General features: G+C 53.4%; 16 protein-coding genes. 6 read left to right on the top strand and 10 right to left on the bottom strand.

Annotated elements, in window-relative coordinates; genetic code table 11:
* Positions 1–277: 277 nt before the first annotated feature.
* On the top strand, positions 278–1,459 hold the full coding sequence (locus HY913_07215) for an LL-diaminopimelate aminotransferase (protein ID MBI4963046.1): 1,182 nt from the start codon (positions 278–280) through the stop codon (positions 1,457–1,459).
* Positions 1,456–2,565, top strand: coding sequence for a glutamine-hydrolyzing carbamoyl-phosphate synthase small subunit (gene carA, locus HY913_07210; GenBank protein ID MBI4963045.1), 1,110 nt, complete (start codon positions 1,456–1,458; stop codon positions 2,563–2,565). Before HY913_07215 ends, carA begins: the two co-directional genes overlap by 4 nt.
* Before the next feature lie 895 nt (positions 2,566–3,460).
* Here the strand turns inward: carA and HY913_07205 are convergent.
* The 4 genes from HY913_07205 to HY913_07190 all read right to left on the bottom strand — a co-directional run bounded on the left by HY913_07205 (position 3,461) and on the right by HY913_07190 (position 6,040).
* Positions 3,461–3,652: a hypothetical protein gene (locus HY913_07205; protein MBI4963044.1), complete on the bottom strand. Its 192-nt coding sequence runs from the start codon at positions 3,650–3,652 to the stop codon at positions 3,461–3,463.
* A 17-nt stretch (positions 3,653–3,669) separates the two neighbouring features.
* Positions 3,670–4,248, bottom strand: coding sequence for a PIN domain-containing protein (locus HY913_07200; GenBank protein ID MBI4963043.1), 579 nt, complete (start codon positions 4,246–4,248; stop codon positions 3,670–3,672).
* Positions 4,245–5,006: a hypothetical protein gene (locus HY913_07195; GenBank protein ID MBI4963042.1), complete on the bottom strand. Its 762-nt coding sequence runs from the start codon at positions 5,004–5,006 to the stop codon at positions 4,245–4,247. Before HY913_07195 ends, HY913_07200 begins: the two co-directional genes overlap by 4 nt.
* Positions 5,007–5,098: 92 nt before the next feature.
* Positions 5,099–6,040 (bottom strand): IS1595 family transposase, encoded by a 942-nt coding sequence (locus tag HY913_07190; GenBank protein ID MBI4963041.1) that lies wholly within the window; start codon positions 6,038–6,040, stop codon positions 5,099–5,101.
* 407 nt (positions 6,041–6,447) lie between these two features.
* On the opposite strand from HY913_07190, the gene fdhF reads away from it, so the two are divergent.
* Positions 6,448–8,511, top strand: a complete 2,064-nt coding sequence (gene fdhF, locus HY913_07185) for a formate dehydrogenase subunit alpha (protein MBI4963040.1) — start codon at positions 6,448–6,450, stop codon at positions 8,509–8,511.
* Positions 8,512–9,633: 1,122 nt separating this feature from the next.
* On the opposite strand, the gene HY913_07180 is transcribed toward fdhF, so the two are convergent.
* The 6 genes from HY913_07180 to HY913_07155 all read right to left on the bottom strand — a co-directional run bounded on the left by HY913_07180 (position 9,634) and on the right by HY913_07155 (position 16,750).
* On the bottom strand, positions 9,634–10,413 hold the full coding sequence (locus HY913_07180) for an enoyl-CoA hydratase/isomerase family protein (GenBank protein ID MBI4963039.1): 780 nt from the start codon (positions 10,411–10,413) through the stop codon (positions 9,634–9,636).
* A 234-nt stretch (positions 10,414–10,647) separates the two neighbouring features.
* On the bottom strand, positions 10,648–11,778 hold the full coding sequence (gene oah / locus HY913_07175; GenBank protein MBI4963038.1) for a 6-oxocyclohex-1-ene-1-carbonyl-CoA hydratase: 1,131 nt from the start codon (positions 11,776–11,778) through the stop codon (positions 10,648–10,650).
* A gap of 164 nt (positions 11,779–11,942) precedes the next feature.
* Positions 11,943–12,431, bottom strand: a complete 489-nt coding sequence (locus HY913_07170; GenBank protein MBI4963037.1) for a hypothetical protein — start codon at positions 12,429–12,431, stop codon at positions 11,943–11,945.
* Complete coding sequence (locus HY913_07165; protein ID MBI4963036.1) at positions 12,428–13,603, bottom strand: thiolase family protein; 1,176 nt, start codon at positions 13,601–13,603, stop codon at positions 12,428–12,430. The genes HY913_07170 and HY913_07165 overlap by 4 nt, the downstream gene beginning before the upstream one ends.
* A 684-nt stretch (positions 13,604–14,287) precedes the next feature.
* Positions 14,288–15,706, bottom strand: a complete 1,419-nt coding sequence (locus HY913_07160; GenBank protein ID MBI4963035.1) for an aminopeptidase — start codon at positions 15,704–15,706, stop codon at positions 14,288–14,290.
* A gap of 30 nt (positions 15,707–15,736) precedes the next feature.
* Positions 15,737–16,750 carry a trypsin-like peptidase domain-containing protein gene (locus HY913_07155; GenBank protein ID MBI4963034.1) on the bottom strand — a complete coding sequence of 338 codons (1,014 nt, stop codon included), beginning with the start codon at positions 16,748–16,750 and terminating at the stop codon, positions 15,737–15,739.
* 197 nt (positions 16,751–16,947) lie between these two features.
* On the opposite strand from HY913_07155, the gene queD reads away from it, so the two are divergent.
* From queD to HY913_07140, 3 genes are all read left to right on the top strand, one after another.
* Positions 16,948–17,319, top strand: a complete 372-nt coding sequence (gene queD, locus HY913_07150; GenBank protein ID MBI4963033.1) for a 6-carboxytetrahydropterin synthase QueD — start codon at positions 16,948–16,950, stop codon at positions 17,317–17,319.
* Between the two features lie 326 nt (positions 17,320–17,645).
* Entirely contained in the window at positions 17,646–18,470 is an 825-nt protein-coding gene (locus tag HY913_07145) for a GTP cyclohydrolase I FolE2 (protein ID MBI4963032.1), read from the top strand.
* Between the two features lie 366 nt (positions 18,471–18,836).
* Positions 18,837–20,081, top strand: coding sequence for a serine hydrolase (locus HY913_07140; protein ID MBI4963031.1), 1,245 nt, complete (start codon positions 18,837–18,839; stop codon positions 20,079–20,081).
* Positions 20,082–20,323: the final 242 nt, after the last annotated feature.

The raw sequence follows: 20,323 nt of genomic DNA, 5'->3' as shown, positions 1-20,323 counted from the left end.
TAATCGGTACGCGTATGGATCATACGCGTTCACTTTCAAGCCATGAAGAAGGTTAGATGCGTTCGAATGGGCCTCCGGAGCGAAGTCCGGCCATGCTCGTGAGTGGCGTTCGTGATGATGGGCTCGTGCCGAAATCGGACTTGCCTCACCCGGCGAATCTTCACCGCGGGAAATCGAACTCTTATCAATTGCTGATAGAGACTCGCAGCGAGTGGAAAGCCGGGCTTTTGCACGGGAGTGCACGAGGATTTATTCTTGTTGTAACGGGAGGAGATCCATGAGGTTTTCGAGGAGGGTTCTTGATACCCCGCCTTATTTATTTCATCTGATTGATGAGAAACGCAAGGCTGTCCAGGAAAAGGGCATTGACGTGATTTCTCTTGCAATTGGCGACCCTGATCAACCAACCCCAGGCTTCGTCCTCGATCTCATGGCCGAAGAAATGCGGGACCCTCGCAATCACGTCTACCCGAGTTACAAAGGTGAAGCGGATTTCTGTGAGGCTGTGGCTCACTGGTTTGGCCGGCGTTTCGGGGTTGAACTGGACCCTCGCAGCGAAATCATGGCGGTAATCGGGTCAAAGGATGCGATCTCCCACCTGCCGTTTGTGTTCCTGGACCCGGGGGACACAGCGATCGTCACCGATCCCGGCTACCCTGTCTATGAGGTGGCAATAGGGTTCGCGGGCGGAAAGGTCGCCCGAGTGCCGCTTCAGGAAGAAAGCGGATTCCTCCCTGACCTGGATGCAATAGACCCGCGCGTAGCGGACAAATCAAAAATAATGTTCGTCAACTATCCGAACAACCCGACCTCGGCTGTGGCTGACCAAACCTTTTTCGAGAAACTCGTGGAGTTCGCAAGAAAGCACGGCATAGTGATCCTGGCTGATAACGCCTATTCCGAGGTCTACTTCGAGGAGGAAGACCGGCCCATAAGTATTATGGAGATTCCCGGAGCCAAAGAAACCGCCATAGAGATTCACACTTTTTCAAAAACGTTTAACATGACAGGATGGAGAATAGGCTTTGTCACTGGAAGCAAGCAACTGATAGACGCCTTTCTGACCCTGAAGTCGAATTTTGATTCGGGCGTTTTCATGGCCATCCAGAGGACGGCGGCACGGGCGTTGGGGCATCCGGACGCCGAAGGCTTCAACAAAGCGAGGACCACGCTTTTCAAGAAGCGCCGCGACCGCATAGCCAAAAGTTTGGACGACCTTGGGCTCAAGTTTCAACTCCCGCGGGCAAGCTACTATTTTTGGGTGCACGTTCCCGAACCTTACACTTCTTCCGTGGAGTTTTGCGCGGACCTGCTCGAGAAGCAAGGGCTGGTGGTGACACCCGGCGTGGGGTACGGACCCAGTGGAGAGAGCTTTTTCAGGGTCTCCATGACCTCCCCGGATGAAAAGATCGGACAGGGTATGGCAAGACTGGGACATTTTATGAAGGGACTAAGATGAAAGCGACTTTAATGCTGGCCGACGGTACAGTCTTTCGGGGAACGTCTTTCGGCGCTCCAGGGGAAAGAGTCGGAGAAGTGGTTTTTAATACGGCGATCACCGGTTACCAGGAGATACTGACGGACCCGTCGTATCGAGGGCAGATAGTAACAATGACCTATCCCCATATAGGCAATACCGGGGTAAATTTCGAAGATAACGAGGCCGTCAGACCTTTCTTGTCGGGATTTGTCGTCAAGGAATACTGCCCTCACCCGAGCAACTGGCGCAAGAACCAGGATCTCCACGACTTCTTGATCAAATACGGGATAATGGCTATCGACGGTATCGATACCAGAAAACTCACCAGGAACCTGAGGGAAACCGGGGCAAAAAAAGGCATAGTGTCCACGGAGGATCACGATTCAGAAAGCCTGCTGAAAAAGGTTCGAGCCTACCCCGACATCGAAGGGCTGGATTTGGTGCGGGAAGTCACATGCTCCGAGCCGTACGACTGGGATGAAGGGACCTGGCAATGGAACGCGGAGCCAAAAAGGAATACAGGACAATTCCGCGTGGCTGCTTACGATTCCGGCATAAAGCAGAATATCCTCAGGCTCTTGGTGGACTCGGGCGCCAAGGTCAGAGTATTTCCCGCGTTCGCCACCAGTGACGAGATCCTCGAGTACGACCCTGACGGAGTCTTCCTGTCCAATGGTCCGGGTGACCCCGAATCAGTGCCCTACCTGATTCAGAATGTCCGCAATCTCATTGGTAAGAAGCCCATCTTCGGCATTTGCCTGGGGCATCAGATCTTGGGCCTGGCTCTCGGCGGGAGGACCTTCAAGCTTACTTTCGGCCACCATGGTGCCAATCACCCGGTCAGGAGGTTCGATACCGGCCAGGTGGAAATCACGTCCCAGAATCATAACTTCGCTGTAGACCCTGAAAGTGTCCGTTCAGAGTGTGACATCACCCACATCAACCTCAACGATCAGACCGTGGAAGGGATGGCGCACAGGAAATACCCTGTTTTTTCGATACAGTATCATCCAGAGGCTTCGCCGGGACCGCATGACTCCCGGTACCTTTTCGAAAGATTCAAGAAAATGATCGAAAAGTCCTGACGCCCCTCGTTTGAGGACAAGATCAATCAGCATCGGCGCATCTTGCCGGTCTGCGTTGGGGAAAGGGTTTTACGGCATCCCCCGAAACGCGGACCTCTTCGCTCCCTTGGAAACCGCGTGTCTTGCCTGCTGGAAAGGTTCCGCGGGAGGCGGAAGCCGGCCAGCAGACAGGATGCAGAAGTTTTTGGAGAGGGGTGCGGGTGCCCTCGGCGGGCGGCCATGTCTTCCTTCGAGTCGCCCCGGCCACCACAGCGGTCGAGCGAGCTTAAAACCGCGATGTCGCCCTGCGCGCAGCAGCTTTTTTCAAACGGAAGTTTATACTTCACAAACACAAAAAGTCCTTGACAAATAAAATGCGATAGTCACTGGTTGACAAAGGGCCACGAGTCATTTATTAAAGAGTACTTAGGTGTCCCAAAAGAAATTCCCCCGATAGCCTGACACTATCGGGGGGGCGCAAAATAACCGCTAAACCAAAAGAAGATCACACGTTACCAAGGGCGCCAGACTAGCTTGAGCAAATCACGAACTAAGTCTGGGTTTTGCGCTATCCAGTTAAGGATAACTTCTACTAGCCGGACAAATTGAGGGGTGACGCTAATTAAGAGCATCGTCACGCTCCTCCTTTCACGCCCCTTTAGGCCCAAAGCGCTCCTCCTAGACGCAATGGGTTTTCGGGGGCAGCCTGATTAAATAGGGGGACAAGGCTTCCAGGAACAAGGTTCGCCTTTGCTCCCCCATACAACATTTTTCCTATCAGAAATCACTGCCCGAGTCAAACCTTTTTTGCGCGCAACCGTACGATATTATTAGAGATTTGGGTCTTACAGTTACTACTTAGAGTGTATTCTCAGGGTTGATCTATAACCATGCTTAATTACTGAGGCAAGTTAGGTTACTTGGCAGGGTGGCGGTTTACCGGAGAAGTTTCATCTAACAGTTGAAGTTTGTTCTTGTTTTTTGACTTCTTTTTGGGTTTCGTACTCAAGAGGGTGTCTACTGCCTCATCGAAGCAGATTGGGTGAATTGAAATCAATTCGGCGTCGGGGCCAGGGCGCTTCTTTTTAGATTCGGCTTCTGGGTTCATGAGATATTCTCCTTGCGTTAGGAGGGTGGTTCAAACTTTCGGTATATCGTGTTGCGGAATACGATGCTCGGATCATGTAATATCGGGCCAAATTTTCGGAACAAGATCTCCCGTCGGTTGACTTCCTCTACCGAAAACAGCTCATCTTGTGCCGGATAAACAACATCTGGCTTCCCGATTTTCAAGGGGGGATTTCCTACTCTTCCGTTCAGTTTTATTAACTCGTCATCAAATGTATCAAGAATCGTGATGTGATGCCTCATTGCAGTAGCCACATGAATGGCATCCTTGGGTTTTAGGGGAGGGTAATCCCAGACCAGTTGTCTGGCTTCTTCTGCAACATACCTATTAACATCTCTTACTTCGATGTACGGTTGCTTGAAAAAAGCTTTGACTTTATTGACATCCTCGACTGGGATTGCGGTTGCGTGTTTTAGCTTAACTACTTCCGCAAGGGTCAAGGCAGAAGTGACCAATAGAATCTCACCTTCCTCTGCTGCTCTTAATGTTTGTCGGCAAGCTTCTTCGTTCTCAGGTTCACCCTTAAGCCAGCCGAGAAAACATGCTGAATCCCAGTATCTTACTTCACGTTTCAATCTGCTTCCCTAAACAACCCGTACACTTCTTCAAAGCGCGGAAGGGTATGCGCTTCAGGAAAAACCTCGAATTCCTGTACTTCAATGTCCTTAATTTCTCCATCGCGATCATAACGAATGAATCCAGTCACATTCGCCCGCCTTCCCCAAAATGGAGCCATGTCGTTCAGCATGTCCTGGGAAACATGACATCTGATGTGCCTGTTCAGCAACCGGTCTTTTATATAGACGTGATCTGCACCTCTTTCGGATACTTCAGAGATTCGGCCTTCGATAGACCCCCAATCCTTACTTACTGTTTCAAAAATAGAATCTACATTGGCCAAGGTTTTAGTGGTTACGCGATGTATCTTGCTTTCGGTCCGAATCTTAATCGAATCCAGCCTTTCTCCATCACTCCCTATTACCTCGGCTACATCTCTGGCTTTCTTTAGAGCAAAGTTGCTGAAATGGCGCGGCCTCTCAGAACTTGTCTCAATGGTGTCCACGCCAGATTCAATACAGCTTAACAACGCGGGAAGCTGATCGGGGGGAAAGTGAGGACTGATCGACTCTGGTTGGAAGTGTATGTTGGCACTTCCAGAACTTACCGATACGATCCACCTCACGGTTTGCTTGGAGCCTGAAAAATCTCTCGCGACTTCATTAATTAGGTCTAAAAAAGCATTAAAGGCTTTGCGAAATTTGTCAGCGGTGATTTTAGGGCCATCAATCTCTAAGGTGAGTGACCGGAGTTTTTTGGTTGTCTCTGTGGGCATGGCAATCACCTCTAACCGATCATAATTTAACACAGACTTTTTGTCAGAGCGATCTTTCTTTCTGGTTCCTACAAGAAATTTGGTCCCTTCCTTCAGTTGCGTGATATCCCGCCTTGGCTCTCTCGATACATGAGTCTCTTCCCTTCAGCCCCTTCAATCGCCGCGACCATCCGCTCTCCATCCGTTACCTTCCGATAGTTCCACCGAAAAGAAAACTCGTTAGCATAGCGTTGAAGATGCTGTTTGGAAAGGCTATGAAAGATGCCGTAATGACCGCGTTTCAATAGAGCGAAGAAAGACTCAACGGTATTTGTATAGGCATCCCCCCGAACGTATTCTTTATGACCATGATTCACGATCTCATGGCCACCGACGAATTCAGCTCCTATGCCCTGGTAAGGCGACCATTCATCGGTCATAATACGGGATTCATAGTCAACGTTTTCTCTGATGGCAGTTTTCAAGGTTTTGGTATCAACGCGCTCAATTCGTTTAGAGCGGACGCGGCCATTTCTCTCAACCAGAGCAACAACAGGCGTTTTTCTCTCAGAGCCGCGGCCACGCTTGCCTTGTCTGGTTTTGCCGCCAACATAACATTCATCTACTTCAACAGTGCCTTTTAGCAGACAACTCCCAGGGCTTTCGATCATAGCCTCTCGTATTCTATGGCTCAGGAACCAAGCTGTCTTGATCGTAACCCCTAACTCCCGGCTCAATTGCAGCGAGGAAATGCCTTTCTTGCTGCTCGTCATAAGATGTAACGCCATAAGCCATTTATTAAGGGGGATATGAGAATCCTCAAAGACTGTGCCAATACGGACGGTAAATTGCTTACGGCAAGCCGCACAGGTATAAACACCGGCGCGTACCGGTCTCTTAGATTCTGGCTTGGCCTTTATCGCGTAGACCTTGTCATGTCCGCAGTGAGGGCAAATAGGACCATTCGGCCAGCGCTTCTCTTCTAGGAACTTACGGGCTTTTTCTTCATCAGCAAAAAGCGGCGACAAGGTAGCAAGATTAATTTCGTGTTTCATGGCAGCCCCCAAAGCGTGTATCATCTAGGGGGGATTATAGTACGGGGAACTGTGTTTGTCAAGTATAAAGTTCCGTTTTCAAAAAGGGTCTCCCCGCAATTTCCTAATCATCCCTAGGATCTTGATTCTCTTGGGCGCGAATGGTAGATTAAGCAAGCTGTATCTATTCGCGAGAGCGGGCTAGAGGTAGATTCGCGAAATGTCCTTTTTGTGAAGGGCTTTTCCTTTGAGGTTTCGTTCGCGCGGCGGCCAAGTTCGTTGTCGCGATCGAGCCAAACGTTTACCGACCCCACCTCCGAAATCCCCATCGTAATTAAGGATCATCATACGGCCTGATAGGCGGTCACAGGTTAAGAATATGCCCACCGGAAAGAGACCGATGCTCTTTCCGAGGCGAGGAGACGGCAATGGATTTAAGTTTCGTTCGAACCACCTGCCCTTACTGCGGATGTGGATGCGAGTCGCTTTTGGAGGTCCTGGACGGAAAGCTGCTAGGGACAATCCCGTCCAAAACAAACCCCATGAATAAAGGCAAACTGTGCATCAAGGGATGGAATATGCACGAATTCGTGCAAAGCCCGAACAGACTGACCAAACCCTTGATCCGCAAGAACGGCGAGTTGCAAGAGGTCTCTTGGGACGAAGCGCTCGATTTTACCGCGTCGCGTCTGAAAGAAATCAAAGAGAAGGACGGCGGGGAGGGTGTGGCTTTTCTGACCTCGGCCAAATGCACCAATGAAGAGAATTACCTCCTCCAAAAGTTCTGCCGGGTCGGGTTCGGGACGAACAACATAGACCACTGTGCCCGTCTCTGACACTCCTCTACGGTGGCAGGTCTTGCCGCCGCTTTCGGGAGTGGGGCCATGACAAACTCAATCGCCGAGATCGAAGACTCCGATTGCATATTCATCATAGGGTCAAACACGACCGTCGCGCATCCTCTGGTCGCATACAGGGTTTACCGGGCCAAGGCCAAGGGAGCCAAAATCATTGTCGCGGACCCTCGAAAGATTCATCTGACTTCTATCGCGGATGTTCACATCAGCCAAAATCTTGGCTCCGACGTTGCGCTTTTGAACGGAATAATGAACGTCATCGTTGCCAAAGGCCTCCACGACAAGGCATTCGTCGAGGAACGCACCGAAGGCTTCGACCAACTGGCCGAAGTGCTGAAGAACTATCCTCCTGAGAAAGCATCTGAAATCAGCGGTGTCTCCGTTGAAGACATTATCAAGATCGCGGAGATGTACGGTTCTGCCGAGCGGGGCTCGATCCTTTACGCGATGGGCATCACTCAGCACACCCACGGCGTTGACAACGTTAAGTCGCTGGCTAACCTCGCGATGCTGACCGGCAACATAGGCAAATACGGCGCGGGCGTGAATCCCCTGCGCGGTCAGAACAATGTCCAGGGCGCGTGCGATATGGGCGGATTGCCCAACGTCTATCCCGCATATCAAGTCGTCACCGACGACAACAACAAGAAGAAGTTCGAGGATGCCTGGCAGGCGCAACTCTCCAATCGTGTGGGCTACACCATAATGGAGATGATGCACGGCCTGGAAGACGGATCGGTCAAGGGCCTGGTAGTGCTCGGCGAAAACCCCGTCGGCAGCGATCCTGACGCCAACCACGTAAAGCATGCCCTGGAATCCGCGGAGTTCCTCGCGGTGATAGACATATTCCTCACCGACACGGCCAAGCTGGCTCACGTAGTCCTCCCCGGCGCGTCTTATGCCGAGAAAGACGGCACATTCAGCAACACCGACCGGAACGTCCTGCGGGTCCGCAAAGCAGTCGAACCGGTGGGTGAATCACGCCCGGATTGGCAGATCATCTGCGACATATCCACTCGCTTTGGACTGCCCATGAGCTATGAATCGCCAAGCGAGATCTTTGACGAGATCGCCAAGGTCGCGCCCAGCTACGCGGGCCTCAACTACGAGCGCCTCGAAAAAGGCGGCATACCGTGGCCTTGCCCATCCCAAGATCATCCCGGAACGCCGATCCTGCACAAAGAGCGTTTCACACGAGGCAAAGGGCTCTTCCACGCGATAGAATATCGCGCGCCTGAAGAATTGACCGACGACGAATTTCCGATCCAACTCACCACCGGAAGGTACTTCCCTCACTACCATACCGGAACTATGACCCGAAACTCTCCGACCCTGCACCGTGAGATGCCTGAAGGCCACGTCGAGATCAACCCGCAAGACGCTGCCGCGCTCGGCCTCAAAAACCGCGACGAGGCCCGCATCGTCTCCCGTCGCGGGGAAGTCGTCTCCAAAGTCCTCCTCACCGACCAGGTCGAGCCGGGAACCATCTTCATGAGCTTCCACTTCATGGAAGCCAATGCAAACGTCCTGACCAATCCCGCTCTGGACCCCATCTGCAAAATCCCTGAATACAAAGTCTGCGCTGTGCGCGTCGAGGCGCTCGCTGGAGAGCAGGCAGCAGCGGCAGGGGAGTAGGGGAGAGAGCGAAGAGGGAAAAAGGAAGATGGAAGATGGAAGAAAGAAATGCGGGGAGGCCCTTTTTGAAAAAAGGGCCTCCCCGCACCCCTCCCCAAAAACTTTCGTATCATGCTCGCTGAGAGGCTTCCGCCATCGGCGGAAGCAACCCAGCGAGTGATATTTAGCCGTCGCCGCGTTTTGGTCTGATACAGATTCGCTTTGAAACTGTGAGATAACGTTTGCCAAGTAGGGGCAGACCTGCGCGTCTGCCCTGCCGTTCCAACCCTGCTTGGAAAGCGGGGGAAGCACTCTCTGCTTTTCAACGTGGAGACGGCTTCGCTCCCGCGCCCTCGTAATGACAGTTTGAACCCCGCCTTTTTTTCTTTAACCGATCAGCCGCTGTAGGATGTGGTGAACGAAGCGAACCGCATCGCTCGCGAAAAGAAGCCGAATCATGCAGTTTTTGGCGATCATTGCATCTTACCGCGGGTGGCCCGGACGACACCGCGTCCGGGTCGCGAAGCGACAGGAGGTGATTTACGGCCCGTGAACTGCCCTGCCAGTCGTTGGATAAGGTAGCGTCCTCGGAACAGCCCCTCTTGTTCCTTCGGAACCCGGAGGCAGTGGCCTCCGGGCCACCCCGCTCGCGCGTCCACCGACGCTGAAGCGATTCCCAGAAGTTTTGTCCCAATGCAGTTCGTCGATGTAGGGGCAGGCCCCCGCGCCTGCCCTAGGCCCAACGATACGCCGGAATGCGGGTGGACTCGGGGGTCCGCCCCAACAGGAACCGGTCCTTCCCTTTGCAGCTGATACCAGTTCACTCCCAAAGCATGAAGATCAGTTCGAAGCAAGAACCGCCCTGGCCTGGTTCCCAGGTCGGTGGCACCCAACTGACGAACGTGGACCGAATAACGGAATTTGTTGGGAAGGACTTTCTCGTGAAGAGGGTTTCGCCGAACGCTTTTCCGAAAGCTTCTATGTCATTTTTGCCTTGGCAGTCCCGCTCACAGCGGGACTGCCAAGGCAAAAATCATATAGAGTTTTTTGAAGGGGGTGCGGGGGGAACTTTTTTACAGAAAAAAGTTCCCCCCGCATTCTTTCCTTTCCTCTTCCTCTCTTCTCTTCTTTCCTCTCCTCCCCCTACTTATTCTTCCATTCAGGCTTTCGTTTTTCGAGGAATGCGTTGATGCCTTCGTTCGCGTCGTGAGTTTCCATGAGGTCAGCGAGGTAGAGTCCTTCCATGCGGGGGAAGTCTTCCCAGATTCGGCGGAAAAAATCCTTCCGGACGGCCTGGTTTGCGATGCGGAGGCATTCCGCGCTTTTGGGGATTAGGTATTTATCGATCCAGGCAGAGGCAGCTTCCCAAGCGTCCTGGCCTTCATCTAGGAGGATGTTGACCATACCGATGCGGTGAGCCTCAACAGCGTCGATGGAGCGGCCGGTGAGGCAAAGATCGTCCGCATAGGCCTGCCCCACCTTGCGGGGAAGCATCACCGACGCGGGAGGCGGAAATACGCCAAGCACGATCTCCGGCTGGCCGAACATGGCAGTCCTGTCCGCGAATATGAAATTGCAGAACAGGGCCAGTTCCATACCACCGCCGAGGCATTGCCCGCGGACAACAGCCACGGTCGGCACCGCGAGCCTGACCAATTGGTGAAACATCCCGTGAAAGGAGTGGAGCATCATGGCCGCGTTTTCTTTGGTGTGTTCCTGAACGCTCGCGCCAAAAGAAAAATGCTTGCCTGCACCCTCAAATACTATGGCTTTCAGGTCTTTGTTGTCGGACATTCCCGCCAGGGTGCACAAGATTTCGCTGAGCATGGCTGCTTCGAGAATATTGGCTTTAGGAGAATTGAGAATGATCTTTGCGACCGCACCATCAAAGTGCTTCTCAACTTTGATTAATTGTGGCTCCATATGCCTCCCTCCTATTGAATTTTTCAGGCAGGGAATTGCGGGGAGGCCCTTTTTGTAAAAAGGGCCTCCCCGCACCCCTCCCCAAAAACTTCTATGTCTCGTTCGTTGGGCGGGTTCCTCCAACGGCGGAACCCGCCCAACGAGCAAGATATGGAGTTTTTTGAAGGGGGTTCGGGGGAAAGCTTTTTTGCAGAAAAAAGTTTCCCCCGAATGTTCCTATCTTGATTTCTTCTTCTACCCCTGGGGCTTTCCCATCACCTCTGCGAAGGTTTCGGGTGTGGCCGGAGCGCCTTCGGCAATTAGCTGTCGCCACTTGATGAAGTCGATGACATCCTTGCCTGTGATCTTCTTGGAGTTGAACGCGTTGAACCCGAGGTAGGCCTCATAGCCCATGTTCGCCATCAACCAGTGACGGTTGGCGAGCTTGGTCTGATCCCAGAAGAATTTCTTCTTCGCGCGGATGCCGTCCACCGCCTTGATCAAGCAGCCGGGGAAGAGGTTCGCGAAGGTCCAGATGACTTTGTTCACTTCCTTGTCGAGCAGCTCGAAGTCTTTGGGAAGGTCTTTCATCATCTCTTTGGCTTCTTTGCCCTCGGAGCCGGTCTTGAATTCCCCGTAGACGATTTCCCCGTCCTTCACGTAACTATCGGTGATTACGAGCGGATTGCGGATGAACTTTTCACCCTGCTTCAACACGGGAATGGCCTTGGAGATCAGGTTTTTCGCCCGCATCTTGTAGGCGCTCCACATCTCGCAACTGACGCAGTTCCACATCGCGTCTTCCATGGACAGGAACCAGGGCAGGAAGTCCGTGGACCCACCGTCGGGGCTGGAACCGTGTCGAGCGCCCGCCTGACCGAAAATCGCCAGGTCGCTGGAAATGGCCAGGTCGCAGGCCATGCCTATTTCCTGGCCGCCTGCTACTCGCATTCCGTTTACTCGGCAGATCACCGGCTTTTTGCAGTTCAGGATGGCATCGACCATGCCGTTAAAGAGATCCATGTACTCGCCGTATTCGTGCGGGCGCATGGAGTAGTATTCGGCGTATTCCTTGGTATTTCCACCGGTGCAGAAAGCCATATCTCCCGTTCCGGTAAAAACTACGGCCACTACTGACCGGTCCTGGCTGGCTGAACTGAACCCGGCAATTACTCCCTTGACCATCTCGGTGGTGTAGGAATTGTACTGCTTGGGGTTGTTCAGGCGAATCCAGGCCACATAAAGGCCGTCGCACTTTTTGCCGTCGGGCGAGGTCAAGGGTTTCTTCTCATAGACCGTGCAAGGAGCTTCGGTCCCCCAGTGCTCGGGACCCATAAGAATATGATCCTTTGCGCCGTTGTCTCTAGGCAACCATTCCAGTGACATTATTAACCTCCTGTTTGGACTTCAAGTTTAGAGCGGCCCTGCGGGGTTTCACCTTTACGCTCGTGGCACTCCCCCGGCCGGCAGTGATCGTGCTTTATCCTGATGTGTGCTGAAACATCTTTCGGGCAGGCACGGAGGCCTACCCTTGCGCTATATGCCTGGGCTCACTTGGCCGGTTCGAAAGCGTAAAAGACCCGCGGGATTTCCACGACCTCCCGGCCCACTTCCTGCGGCACAGGGTCTACGTCGAAGACCGCAAGCTTGACAGTATCTCCCGGCTTCAGTTCACCCTCTTTGCAATTGATGATTCGCACGAAAAAAGTCCTTTTGCCCTGTAAATCCACCAACGCGTGGATGAGCGGGGCCTTGCCGAACCCGAGTGGGACCCCCACCACTTCTTCCGTCACGTCTATGACCGTGCCTGTAGTCGGCCAGTCTACCCACTCCATATCGGTGCAGTAGCATTCGGGGCAAAGCACCCTCGGAGGAAACGGCTCGGCTCCACATGCCTTGCACTTTCTAGTCGTGAAGCGGCCTTCGTTCAGGTGCTCGTAAAATGGATAGATTTGATTAAACTCCTTGGATTCCTGCGGAAACAGGTCCATGGTGATCATATACTTGCCGTCCAGAACGGGGATTCCCGGGGTGCTCATGCGACCTCCCTTCCATAAACAAGAACCGTGTGAGCGGCTATGAACCCGCTGAGGTTGTGGGTCAGTCCGATGCTGGCCCCAGGGACCTGCTGAACCGCATCTCCACGCAGTTGACGGGTCACCTCAATCGCCTGGCGTATGCCGGTGCCTCCAAAGGGGTGGCCGCACCCGATGAGACCGCCGTCAGTGTTGGTGGGGATTTTACCGCCCAAATCGTTCTGCCCGTCTCCGACAAACGAGCCTCCCTCACCTTTCTTGCAGAATCCCAGATCTTCCATTTCGATGATTTCGGAAATGGTGAAGCAATCGTGGGTTTGGGCCACATCGATGTCTTTCGGGTCGACCTTGGCCTTCATGTATGCCTGGTTTGCCGCGATCTTGAGTGCTTCCCAGGTTGTCCAGTCGGGCATGTTGGCAGACATGTTGTTCAGCGACGCCTGGCCTGTCCCGCGAATGTAAACCAATGGTTTGTCGGTCATGGCTTCGGCTCTTTCTTCGACCGCCAAGACAACCGCAGCCGCTCCGTCGGTGATCGGGCAGCAATCGTAAAGGGTCAATGGAGAAACAATCATGCGGCCGTTCATGACTTCTTCCATGGTCACAGGCGTCTGAAACTGGGCCTTTGGGTTTTTGGCCGCATTTCGGCGATTCTTTACGGAGATCTGGCCCAGGTGCTCCTTTTTGGTCCCGTATTGTCTCATGTGCTGTTTAGCCACCATCGCGAACACGGGGGGAGGAAGCCCCAAGCCCTGGCCGCCGTCCCAATCGTGGTCCACCGAGGCCAATTCACTGTAGAAGACTTCCCATTTCTGCGGCGTGTAAAGCTTTTCGCCGCCTGCAACCATCACCACATCGGCCTGGCCGGATTTTATGAGAGCGAAGGCCAGGATGATGGCGGAGCTTCCGCTTGCGCAAAGCAATTCCACTCGCGCGCAGATGTTCTTTGGTTTGATACCCACGTATTCGGCCACCAGCGGGGCCAAATGGGTCTGATAGGAGGTGCGCTCCGTGTATGCGGAGGCTACAAGCAAGCCGTCAATGTCTTTCGGGTTCAGTTGTGGGCTGTCGTCATAGCAGGCTTTGGCTGCTTCCTGGAAAAAGTCCCTCTGGCTGCCGTCTCTGACCCCCCACTTTGACATTCCCCCGGCGATTACGCACACATTACGTTCCATAAGTGACTACCTCCGGTCTAATATTGAGGCAAGGCTGTTTTTGGACCACACCTTCAGCGGCACGGCGCCGCGCTGCTTTGCGTCGAACAAGCGCTCAGGTTCCGGCTTTCTCTGAACCTGCATTTTGAATTGTGGATCTGATACCCAAGTTGAAGGAGATCTATCAGAAAACTCACCGGACCCTCTTTTGCGGGACGAGTCCGCGACGTCATGGCAATTTGACACACCCGCCGACGACCCATCAAGCGTCCCGGGATGACAGCACGGCTCGAATATGCAAAATTCGACTGTAGCGAGGTGCTGCCTCGCCGACTCCGGGGAACCATGTCGGACCGTTTTTCAGTTTACAGTCTTTTGCCTTCTCAAGGCAACCACTTTTTTCGGGCGTAACTTCACAAATCAGTACGACGCTCAATCACGCCAATATATAGAACTGATGCGGTGCATTAATTTCTTGAGGTTATGGAAGCGTTTCCTATTTTTCGCTTCCTGTGCTTTTTTATTGTTTTCATTATGATGAATTAATATTACGGTCGAACGATGCTCGTGGGAGCTGAAACATGCGCACCCCCTGAACGCTGTCCCGGCAGGACCACAACCGTTAAGAACTTTTTGTGGGGACTGTTATAGCGTCAAGGCCCCACCGGGCCACAGATTTCGAGGCGATTCGGTTTACGTCAAGAATCAACTGGCAAAGAAAGCTTTGAAAGCTCGGTGGCACATCCAGAGATCTTCCTTTGAGCTAACTTCCAGTGGAGAGTGCATCCCCAGCAAAGGCGGACCGCAATCAATAATATCCATCCCGGTTTTGGCCAGGTACTTGGCCACGGTCCCGCCCCCGCCCTCGTCCACCTTGCCGCCGTCAGCCGCTTGCCAGAGTATGCCGCTGTCATTGAACAATTTGCGGACCCAGGCCACGTACTCTGCATTCGCCTCCGAAGCCATATACTTGCCGCCGTGCCCGGTGTACTTCGTGATATTGATGCCGTGGCCGAGCCTGGCGCAATTGCGCTTGTCATGGACCTCCGGGTAAGTGGGATCGACTGAAGAGGTCACGTCCGCGGACAAGGCCTTGCTGTTGAAAAATACCTGGTGAAGATTCCTGTAAGTTGGTTCAATACCCGTTTTCTGCATCAGTTTCATCAGGAACATTTCCAGGAAGCGGGATTGAGCACTGGTATTGCCTTCGCTACCGATTTCTTCTTTGTCGTAAAAGATGGCTATAGCAGCATGGTCGGGGTTGCGTGTTTGTAATGCGGCGGTAAAACAAGCATAAGCACAAATCCTGTCGTCCTGCCCGTACCCGGCGATCAGGCTTCGGTCCAAACCCAAGTCGCGGGCCGGTTCCGCAGGAACGACCTGGATCTCTGCGCTGGTAAAGTCTTCCTCGGTGATCTTGTATTTCTTGTTGAGGTATTCCAGCACAGCGAGCTTGACGCGCTCTTCCGCTTTTTCGTCTTGGTGTGGCAAGCCGCCCAGGATGAGATTCAAGTTCTCGCCGGGTATGAATTCCGAGGCCTTTTGGTCCATTTGCTTGCGGGCCAGATGCGGCAACAGATCGGTGATAGTGAAGACCGGGTCCTCCGGATTCAATCCTATTTCGATGTCAACCTGCTTGCCGTCGGCGCGGATCACGGTCCCGCACAAGGCCAGCGAGCGGGCCACCCAATGGTATTTCTTGATTCCGCCGTAGTAGTGGGTCTTGAGAAGGGCAAGGCCTGTGTCCTCGTACAGGGGATTCGGCTTCAAATCCAGCCGCGGACAGTCCACGTGGGACGTCACCAGCCTCACCCCTTCGGTTATGGGCTTTTTTCCCACGACCGCAATTGCCAGGGTTTTGCCCCGCAATGCGTGAAATACGCGCGAAGCCTTTTCCCGGGCTGAATCCAGCTCTCGAAAGCCCTCTTTCTCGGCCCGTTCCAAGATATGCCGAACAGCTCTTCTTTCGGTGCGAGCGTGGTTAAGGAAATCGAGATAACCTTGGGCATAGTCGAAAACGAGTTTCTTGTCCGCAGCGGAAAGCTTGTCCCACGCACGTTTCGACTGCCTGACCAGTTTCTCCTTCAGATCGCGGGTCTTCTTTGATCCTTTTTCAGCGGGCATATCAGGTCCTGTGCCAGATGGGTCGTTCGTTTATCGTCGAAATTTCCAGGGCGGGTCCAGCGGGTTGAACGGTTCCGGCAGCGAGCGCGGCTGGTCGGCCGCGGGGCCCAAAGGCCCTAACGACGTGGCGGAAGCGGCCTTCACAGGGGGATGGCTTTTCTTTTCCATAAAATCCTTGGCTACATTAATCGGGGTGGCAAAGCCTATGCCCTGGCTCTTCCAAAGCAAAATTGTGTTGATGCCTACGACTTTGCCGTCCAGATTGAAAAGCGGGCCACCGGAATTCCCCAAGTTCATGGCCGCGTCAATTTGAATTAACGGTGGATAGCCCGCACCCGGAATGGTCCTTTTCTGGGCGCTTACAATTCCTATCATGGCGGACTGGCCGATTCCGTAGGGGTTCCCTATTCCTACTACCCACTCGCCTAACTCAACCGAGTCGGAGTCCCCCATCGTTACCGGGTGCAGATTGTTGGCAGATATTTTCAAGACTGCAAGATCGTTCTTGCTGTCCTTGAACAGGGCTTTTCCGAGGAACTTCCGACCGTCGAGCAGTTCCACTTCGATTTGCGTACCATTGCGCAGCACGTGTTCGTTGGTGAGAATATGGCCGGTACTGGAAACTATGAACCCCGACCCATATCCTGTGGCCTTTCCATTGGAATCGCCCGAGAAGCCCAGATTGCCCAGCGACCAGGAGGAATTTGAATCGAGCATGCGGATCGACACCACGGACTGGTTAACTTTCCTGATGAGGCCCTTTATGTCCGGATATCCGCCTTGCCGAACAACAGGCTCCTTGACAGGCTCCTGCGGTGTTTCGGGTTTGTACGGGACCGGCGAAAGCCCGATAGTGGTCTTTTTACTCCCGGCCCGGGGATCCTCCGGTCGGGCGGCATTGGGACCCTGGATGCTGCCGGAAGATGACGGAGTAGCCGCGCGTCGAAGGAGAATGTCTTCTGCCTGCGCGAGCGACGGGGGAAACAACATAGCCGAGGCAAAATATGATATTGTAATACAGAGTGCAAATCGGAAAGCCGTCATCCAAAGACTCCTTCAAACGGTTTTCGGAGGCAAACCGCTGGATAGGCGCGGTTTTCCGGGAGATGGGCTTGCATATAGCCCCAGACGAACCGGCTTGTCAACCTATTTTTTTGGATTTTCCTTGACACAATCAGTATGTTTCGTTTATTTTCTAATGTTTTTGATTAACACCCCTGTACTTTGTGAGAGATTTATATATGTATGAACTTGAAATCATTGTCGGCTTTTGCGGCGCCCACCGCTTGAGAGATTACAAAGGAAAGTGTGAGCGCTTGCACGGTCACAACTACCGAGTCCATGTTACAGCGAGGGCCTCGTCCCCTGGTCCGGGCGGAATGGTCATAGACTTTGGTGACCTGAAGCATGCTGCCAACAGAGTCGTCGAAAGGCTTGACCACACCTACCTGAATGATGTTAAACCATTCGATGAGATTGAGCCGTCCGCGGAGAATATCGCAGCATATTTGTACAAGGAAATAGCTCAGGGGCTGAAAGATCGCGGCGAGATTCTCTACAGCGTCTCGGTCTACGAATCGGATACATCGAGGGCTACCTTTATCCGGGACTAGGCCTCGAAAGGTTTCTGAAAAGCTGGCAATTTCCGCGAGGGTCGGCCCAAAAAAACAATGTTGCGAGGCGTTGCCTGCGCCGAAGGCCGAAACGGCCTGAATTCAAGTCACATCAAGTAAGCCGCCCGTACGTCGACAAGAATGTTCATCAGCGCGATTATACTCCACAGGGAGTTTTTCGCAACAGGTCCTGGAGGGTCCCCTGTGGTCGGCAAAGAACAGTCAGGGGGAGCCACGAGCCGGATGAAATCCGCTCTTGAGCAGGACTCATTAAATCCTTACCGGTCCGCCGGTAACTCAGGAGAATGTCCATGAATTCTTGGGCAATGCCTGACATTCAGAGCCAGCCCGACGGCCGTAAGATCCCCATCGACAAGGTGGGGGTAAAAGGCTTGCGCTATCCTATCGCGGTAAAAGATAGGAGAAAAGGGTGGCAGCACACAGTTGGTCTTTTTGATCTTTTCGTGAATCTGCCCCATGATTTCAAGGGAACTCACATGAGCCGATTTATAGAAGTTCTCAACGAATTCCGCGGGGAAGTCTCGATGGAGAAGTTCCAGGAAATCCTCGAAAAGATAAAAAACAAGCTCCACGCACAAAGCGCTCACATGAATGTCGAGTTCCCATACTTCATTGAAAAGATGGCCCCTGTCACCGCGACGCCGGGCTTGATGGCATACACCTGTTTTATGAGCGGCGCTCTGGGGGAGCGCTTTGACCTTATCGTGGGTGTGGAAGTTCCGGTCACGACTGTTTGCCCATGCTCAAAAGAAATTTCGGACCACGGTGCTCACAATCAACGCGGTCTGGTACGCGTCCAACTCAAATTCAAGAAGTTCTTCTGGATAGAAGATATCATTGAGGTGGTGGAATCCTCGGTCAGTTCAGAGATCTATTCGCTTCTCAAGAGGCCCGATGAAAAATATGTTACAGAAAGGGCATTTGAAAACCCGATGTTTGTGGAAGATGTGGTTCGATCAGCCGTTTCCATGCTTCGCGAAAAAGACAACTTCCCGTGGTATCGTATTGAAGCGGAGAACTTCGAGTCCATTCACAACCATAGCGCGTACGCGATGATCGAAAAGGACTTTTTACCCGAGCCTCAGAGATTTCGAGGGGCCGTGGCTACCCGGTTTAACGGGAGCATCTGAGAGTCTCGAAAGCTGCCGAAGGCAACCATTCAGTTACGCGAGGAGGTTGCAGAAAACCATTTCACCGCAGAGAACGCAGAGCGCGCAGAGAAGAGTACGGCGCGCACGGCCGTGCGCGCCGTACTCTCCGCGGCCTCTGCGGTGGTAGATCTCTTCCTTGGATGGGTGAAGCGTCCCCGGATAGGGTAACAGTTGCCACCGAAGCAATTATTGGCTTGACAGAAGTGACTTTGGTGTTTATTTTTAATAGGTTGATACAATCTTCGGCGATTTGCTCAAGTGGTATGGTTAATTTCCTTGGATTATAAGATCTTTTCAGCTAACAAATCCGTAGGGACGCCCCCCTGTAAGGAAGGTGGAGGTGGAGTGGGTTTGTCTGTTCGGCTTCTTTTGGTGGCCACCGCTGTGACCTTGATAAGTTGCGGACCGGGCTTCTGCCTTGAACCTGTCCCGGCCCAGACAAACATCGAGGCACTGGTCACCAGAACAGGGAACGGCCAAGCCGTCTTCATCACACCGCCGAAGGCTCCGGCCGCTGTGGCGGACCGGCCAAGGCCCCAGGCCGCACCGGTTGTGGCACGGCCTCCCAGCGGCCCGGTTCAGGCTGCTCCTGTGGCTCATCTGGCAAATCCGAACGGGAGCCGCGCCGCTCTGGGCTCGCCGCCTCGACCGAAGGCCGTTCCCTCGGATACGCGTAAAGCGGTTGATGCAGCTCATCCCACCCTACGCCCGGTGACAAAAGCTGAGCTGATACCCGCAAGTCAGCCAATGAGGCCCGACCCTTCCGCTCCTTCTCTTTTGTCCGCTCCTAAGACCGTGGCAACCGGGCCGAAGCCCGCCGTAAAGGCCAGGGCTTTGTACTGCTTGGACTGCTCTTCCAATAGACCGATGCTGGCTGAAAATATTTCGGAACCTCTTCCCATTGCGAGCATCACGAAGCTGCTTACAGCCATGATCGTCATTGATGAGATGAACCTCGACAATGTCCTGACGGTACCGGATGACATAAAAGAGGTGGAACGCCACACAGTCGGCATTCGACCTGGAGATCTATTGAGTGTCAAAGACCTGCTTCACGGGATGCTGATCGAATCGGGAAACGATTGTGCGGAGGTGCTGGCTCGCTCCTATCCCAAGGGAGGAAGAACCGCCTTCATCACGGCAATGAATCGTCGCGCCGCGCTCCTCGGGGCTTCCCGGACGAACATCTTCACTCCCAGCGGGCTGGACATGAAATTCATGCTTGGCCGTAAAGATCATCGCAACCTGATGACACGCAAGCCGAACCTTGCGACAGCGGAGGAAGTTGCCATCATCGCCCGTGAGGCCTTCAAGTACCCGCTTATTCGCGAAATCTCCGGCATGAAGACCTACACCATGCGGACACGTAACCAGCCGGCGCGAGACTATCCTCTCGCGTCCAATGACAAACTGTTACACAGAGACTTGCCGGTGGCAGGGGCCAAAACCGGTTTCACCAACATGGCCGGCAGGTGCATTGTGGCCCAGTTCAAGAACGAGAAGAGGGATTACCTTGTGGTGGTCCTCAACACCCCCCATCATTTCAAGGCCGCCGAAAGAATCTACCGCTGGGTCTGCAAGACCTTCTGAGTAACCATTTACTTACGCAGCGAAAATTAGGACCGCTGGCAGCGGGCAAGGTAGGCCGTCAGCGCGCCTGTCTATTTGCGGTGACGGGCAATCCCTTGTTCCACGCGGGGCCGTCCCACTGAAAATGAGATTGCTTCGTCGTTTCACTCCTCGCAATGACAATTTCACGCGGCAGCCTGAAGTAAGGTCCAGGAGCCATGTGTTCACGGCCTCTGCAAAATCTGCTGAGCAAAGGAAACAAT

It is taken from the genome of Desulfomonile tiedjei (assembly GCA_016212925.1).
Classification (GTDB): Bacteria; Desulfobacterota; Desulfomonilia; order Desulfomonilales; family Desulfomonilaceae; genus JACRDF01.
Note: the sequence above shows the minus strand (reverse complement) of the source record. Positions and strands in the feature narration are given on the sequence as shown.

Bases quoted from the DNA above. Each gene is read 5' to 3' on its own strand.
- HY913_07190 (MBI4963041.1), bottom strand. From the start codon at position 6,040: ATGAAACACGAAATTAATCTTGCTACCTTGTCGCCGCTTTTTGCTGAT.
- oah (MBI4963038.1), bottom strand. From the start codon at position 11,778: ATGTCACTGGAATGGTTGCCTAGAGACAACGGCGCAAAGGATCATATT.
- HY913_07155 (MBI4963034.1), bottom strand. From the start codon at position 16,750: ATGACGGCTTTCCGATTTGCACTCTGTATTACAATATCATATTTTGCC.
- HY913_07170 (MBI4963037.1), bottom strand. From the start codon at position 12,431: ATGAGCACCCCGGGAATCCCCGTTCTGGACGGCAAGTATATGATCACC.
- HY913_07215 (MBI4963046.1), top strand. From the start codon at position 278: ATGAGGTTTTCGAGGAGGGTTCTTGATACCCCGCCTTATTTATTTCAT.
- carA (MBI4963045.1), top strand. From the start codon at position 1,456: ATGAAAGCGACTTTAATGCTGGCCGACGGTACAGTCTTTCGGGGAACG.
- HY913_07165 (MBI4963036.1), bottom strand. From the start codon at position 13,603: ATGGAACGTAATGTGTGCGTAATCGCCGGGGGAATGTCAAAGTGGGGG.
- HY913_07180 (MBI4963039.1), bottom strand. From the start codon at position 10,413: ATGGAGCCACAATTAATCAAAGTTGAGAAGCACTTTGATGGTGCGGTC.
- HY913_07160 (MBI4963035.1), bottom strand. From the start codon at position 15,706: ATGCCCGCTGAAAAAGGATCAAAGAAGACCCGCGATCTGAAGGAGAAA.
- HY913_07145 (MBI4963032.1), top strand. From the start codon at position 17,646: ATGCCTGACATTCAGAGCCAGCCCGACGGCCGTAAGATCCCCATCGAC.
- HY913_07195 (MBI4963042.1), bottom strand. From the start codon at position 5,006: ATGCCCACAGAGACAACCAAAAAACTCCGGTCACTCACCTTAGAGATT.
- HY913_07205 (MBI4963044.1), bottom strand. From the start codon at position 3,652: ATGAACCCAGAAGCCGAATCTAAAAAGAAGCGCCCTGGCCCCGACGCC.
- queD (MBI4963033.1), top strand. From the start codon at position 16,948: ATGTATGAACTTGAAATCATTGTCGGCTTTTGCGGCGCCCACCGCTTG.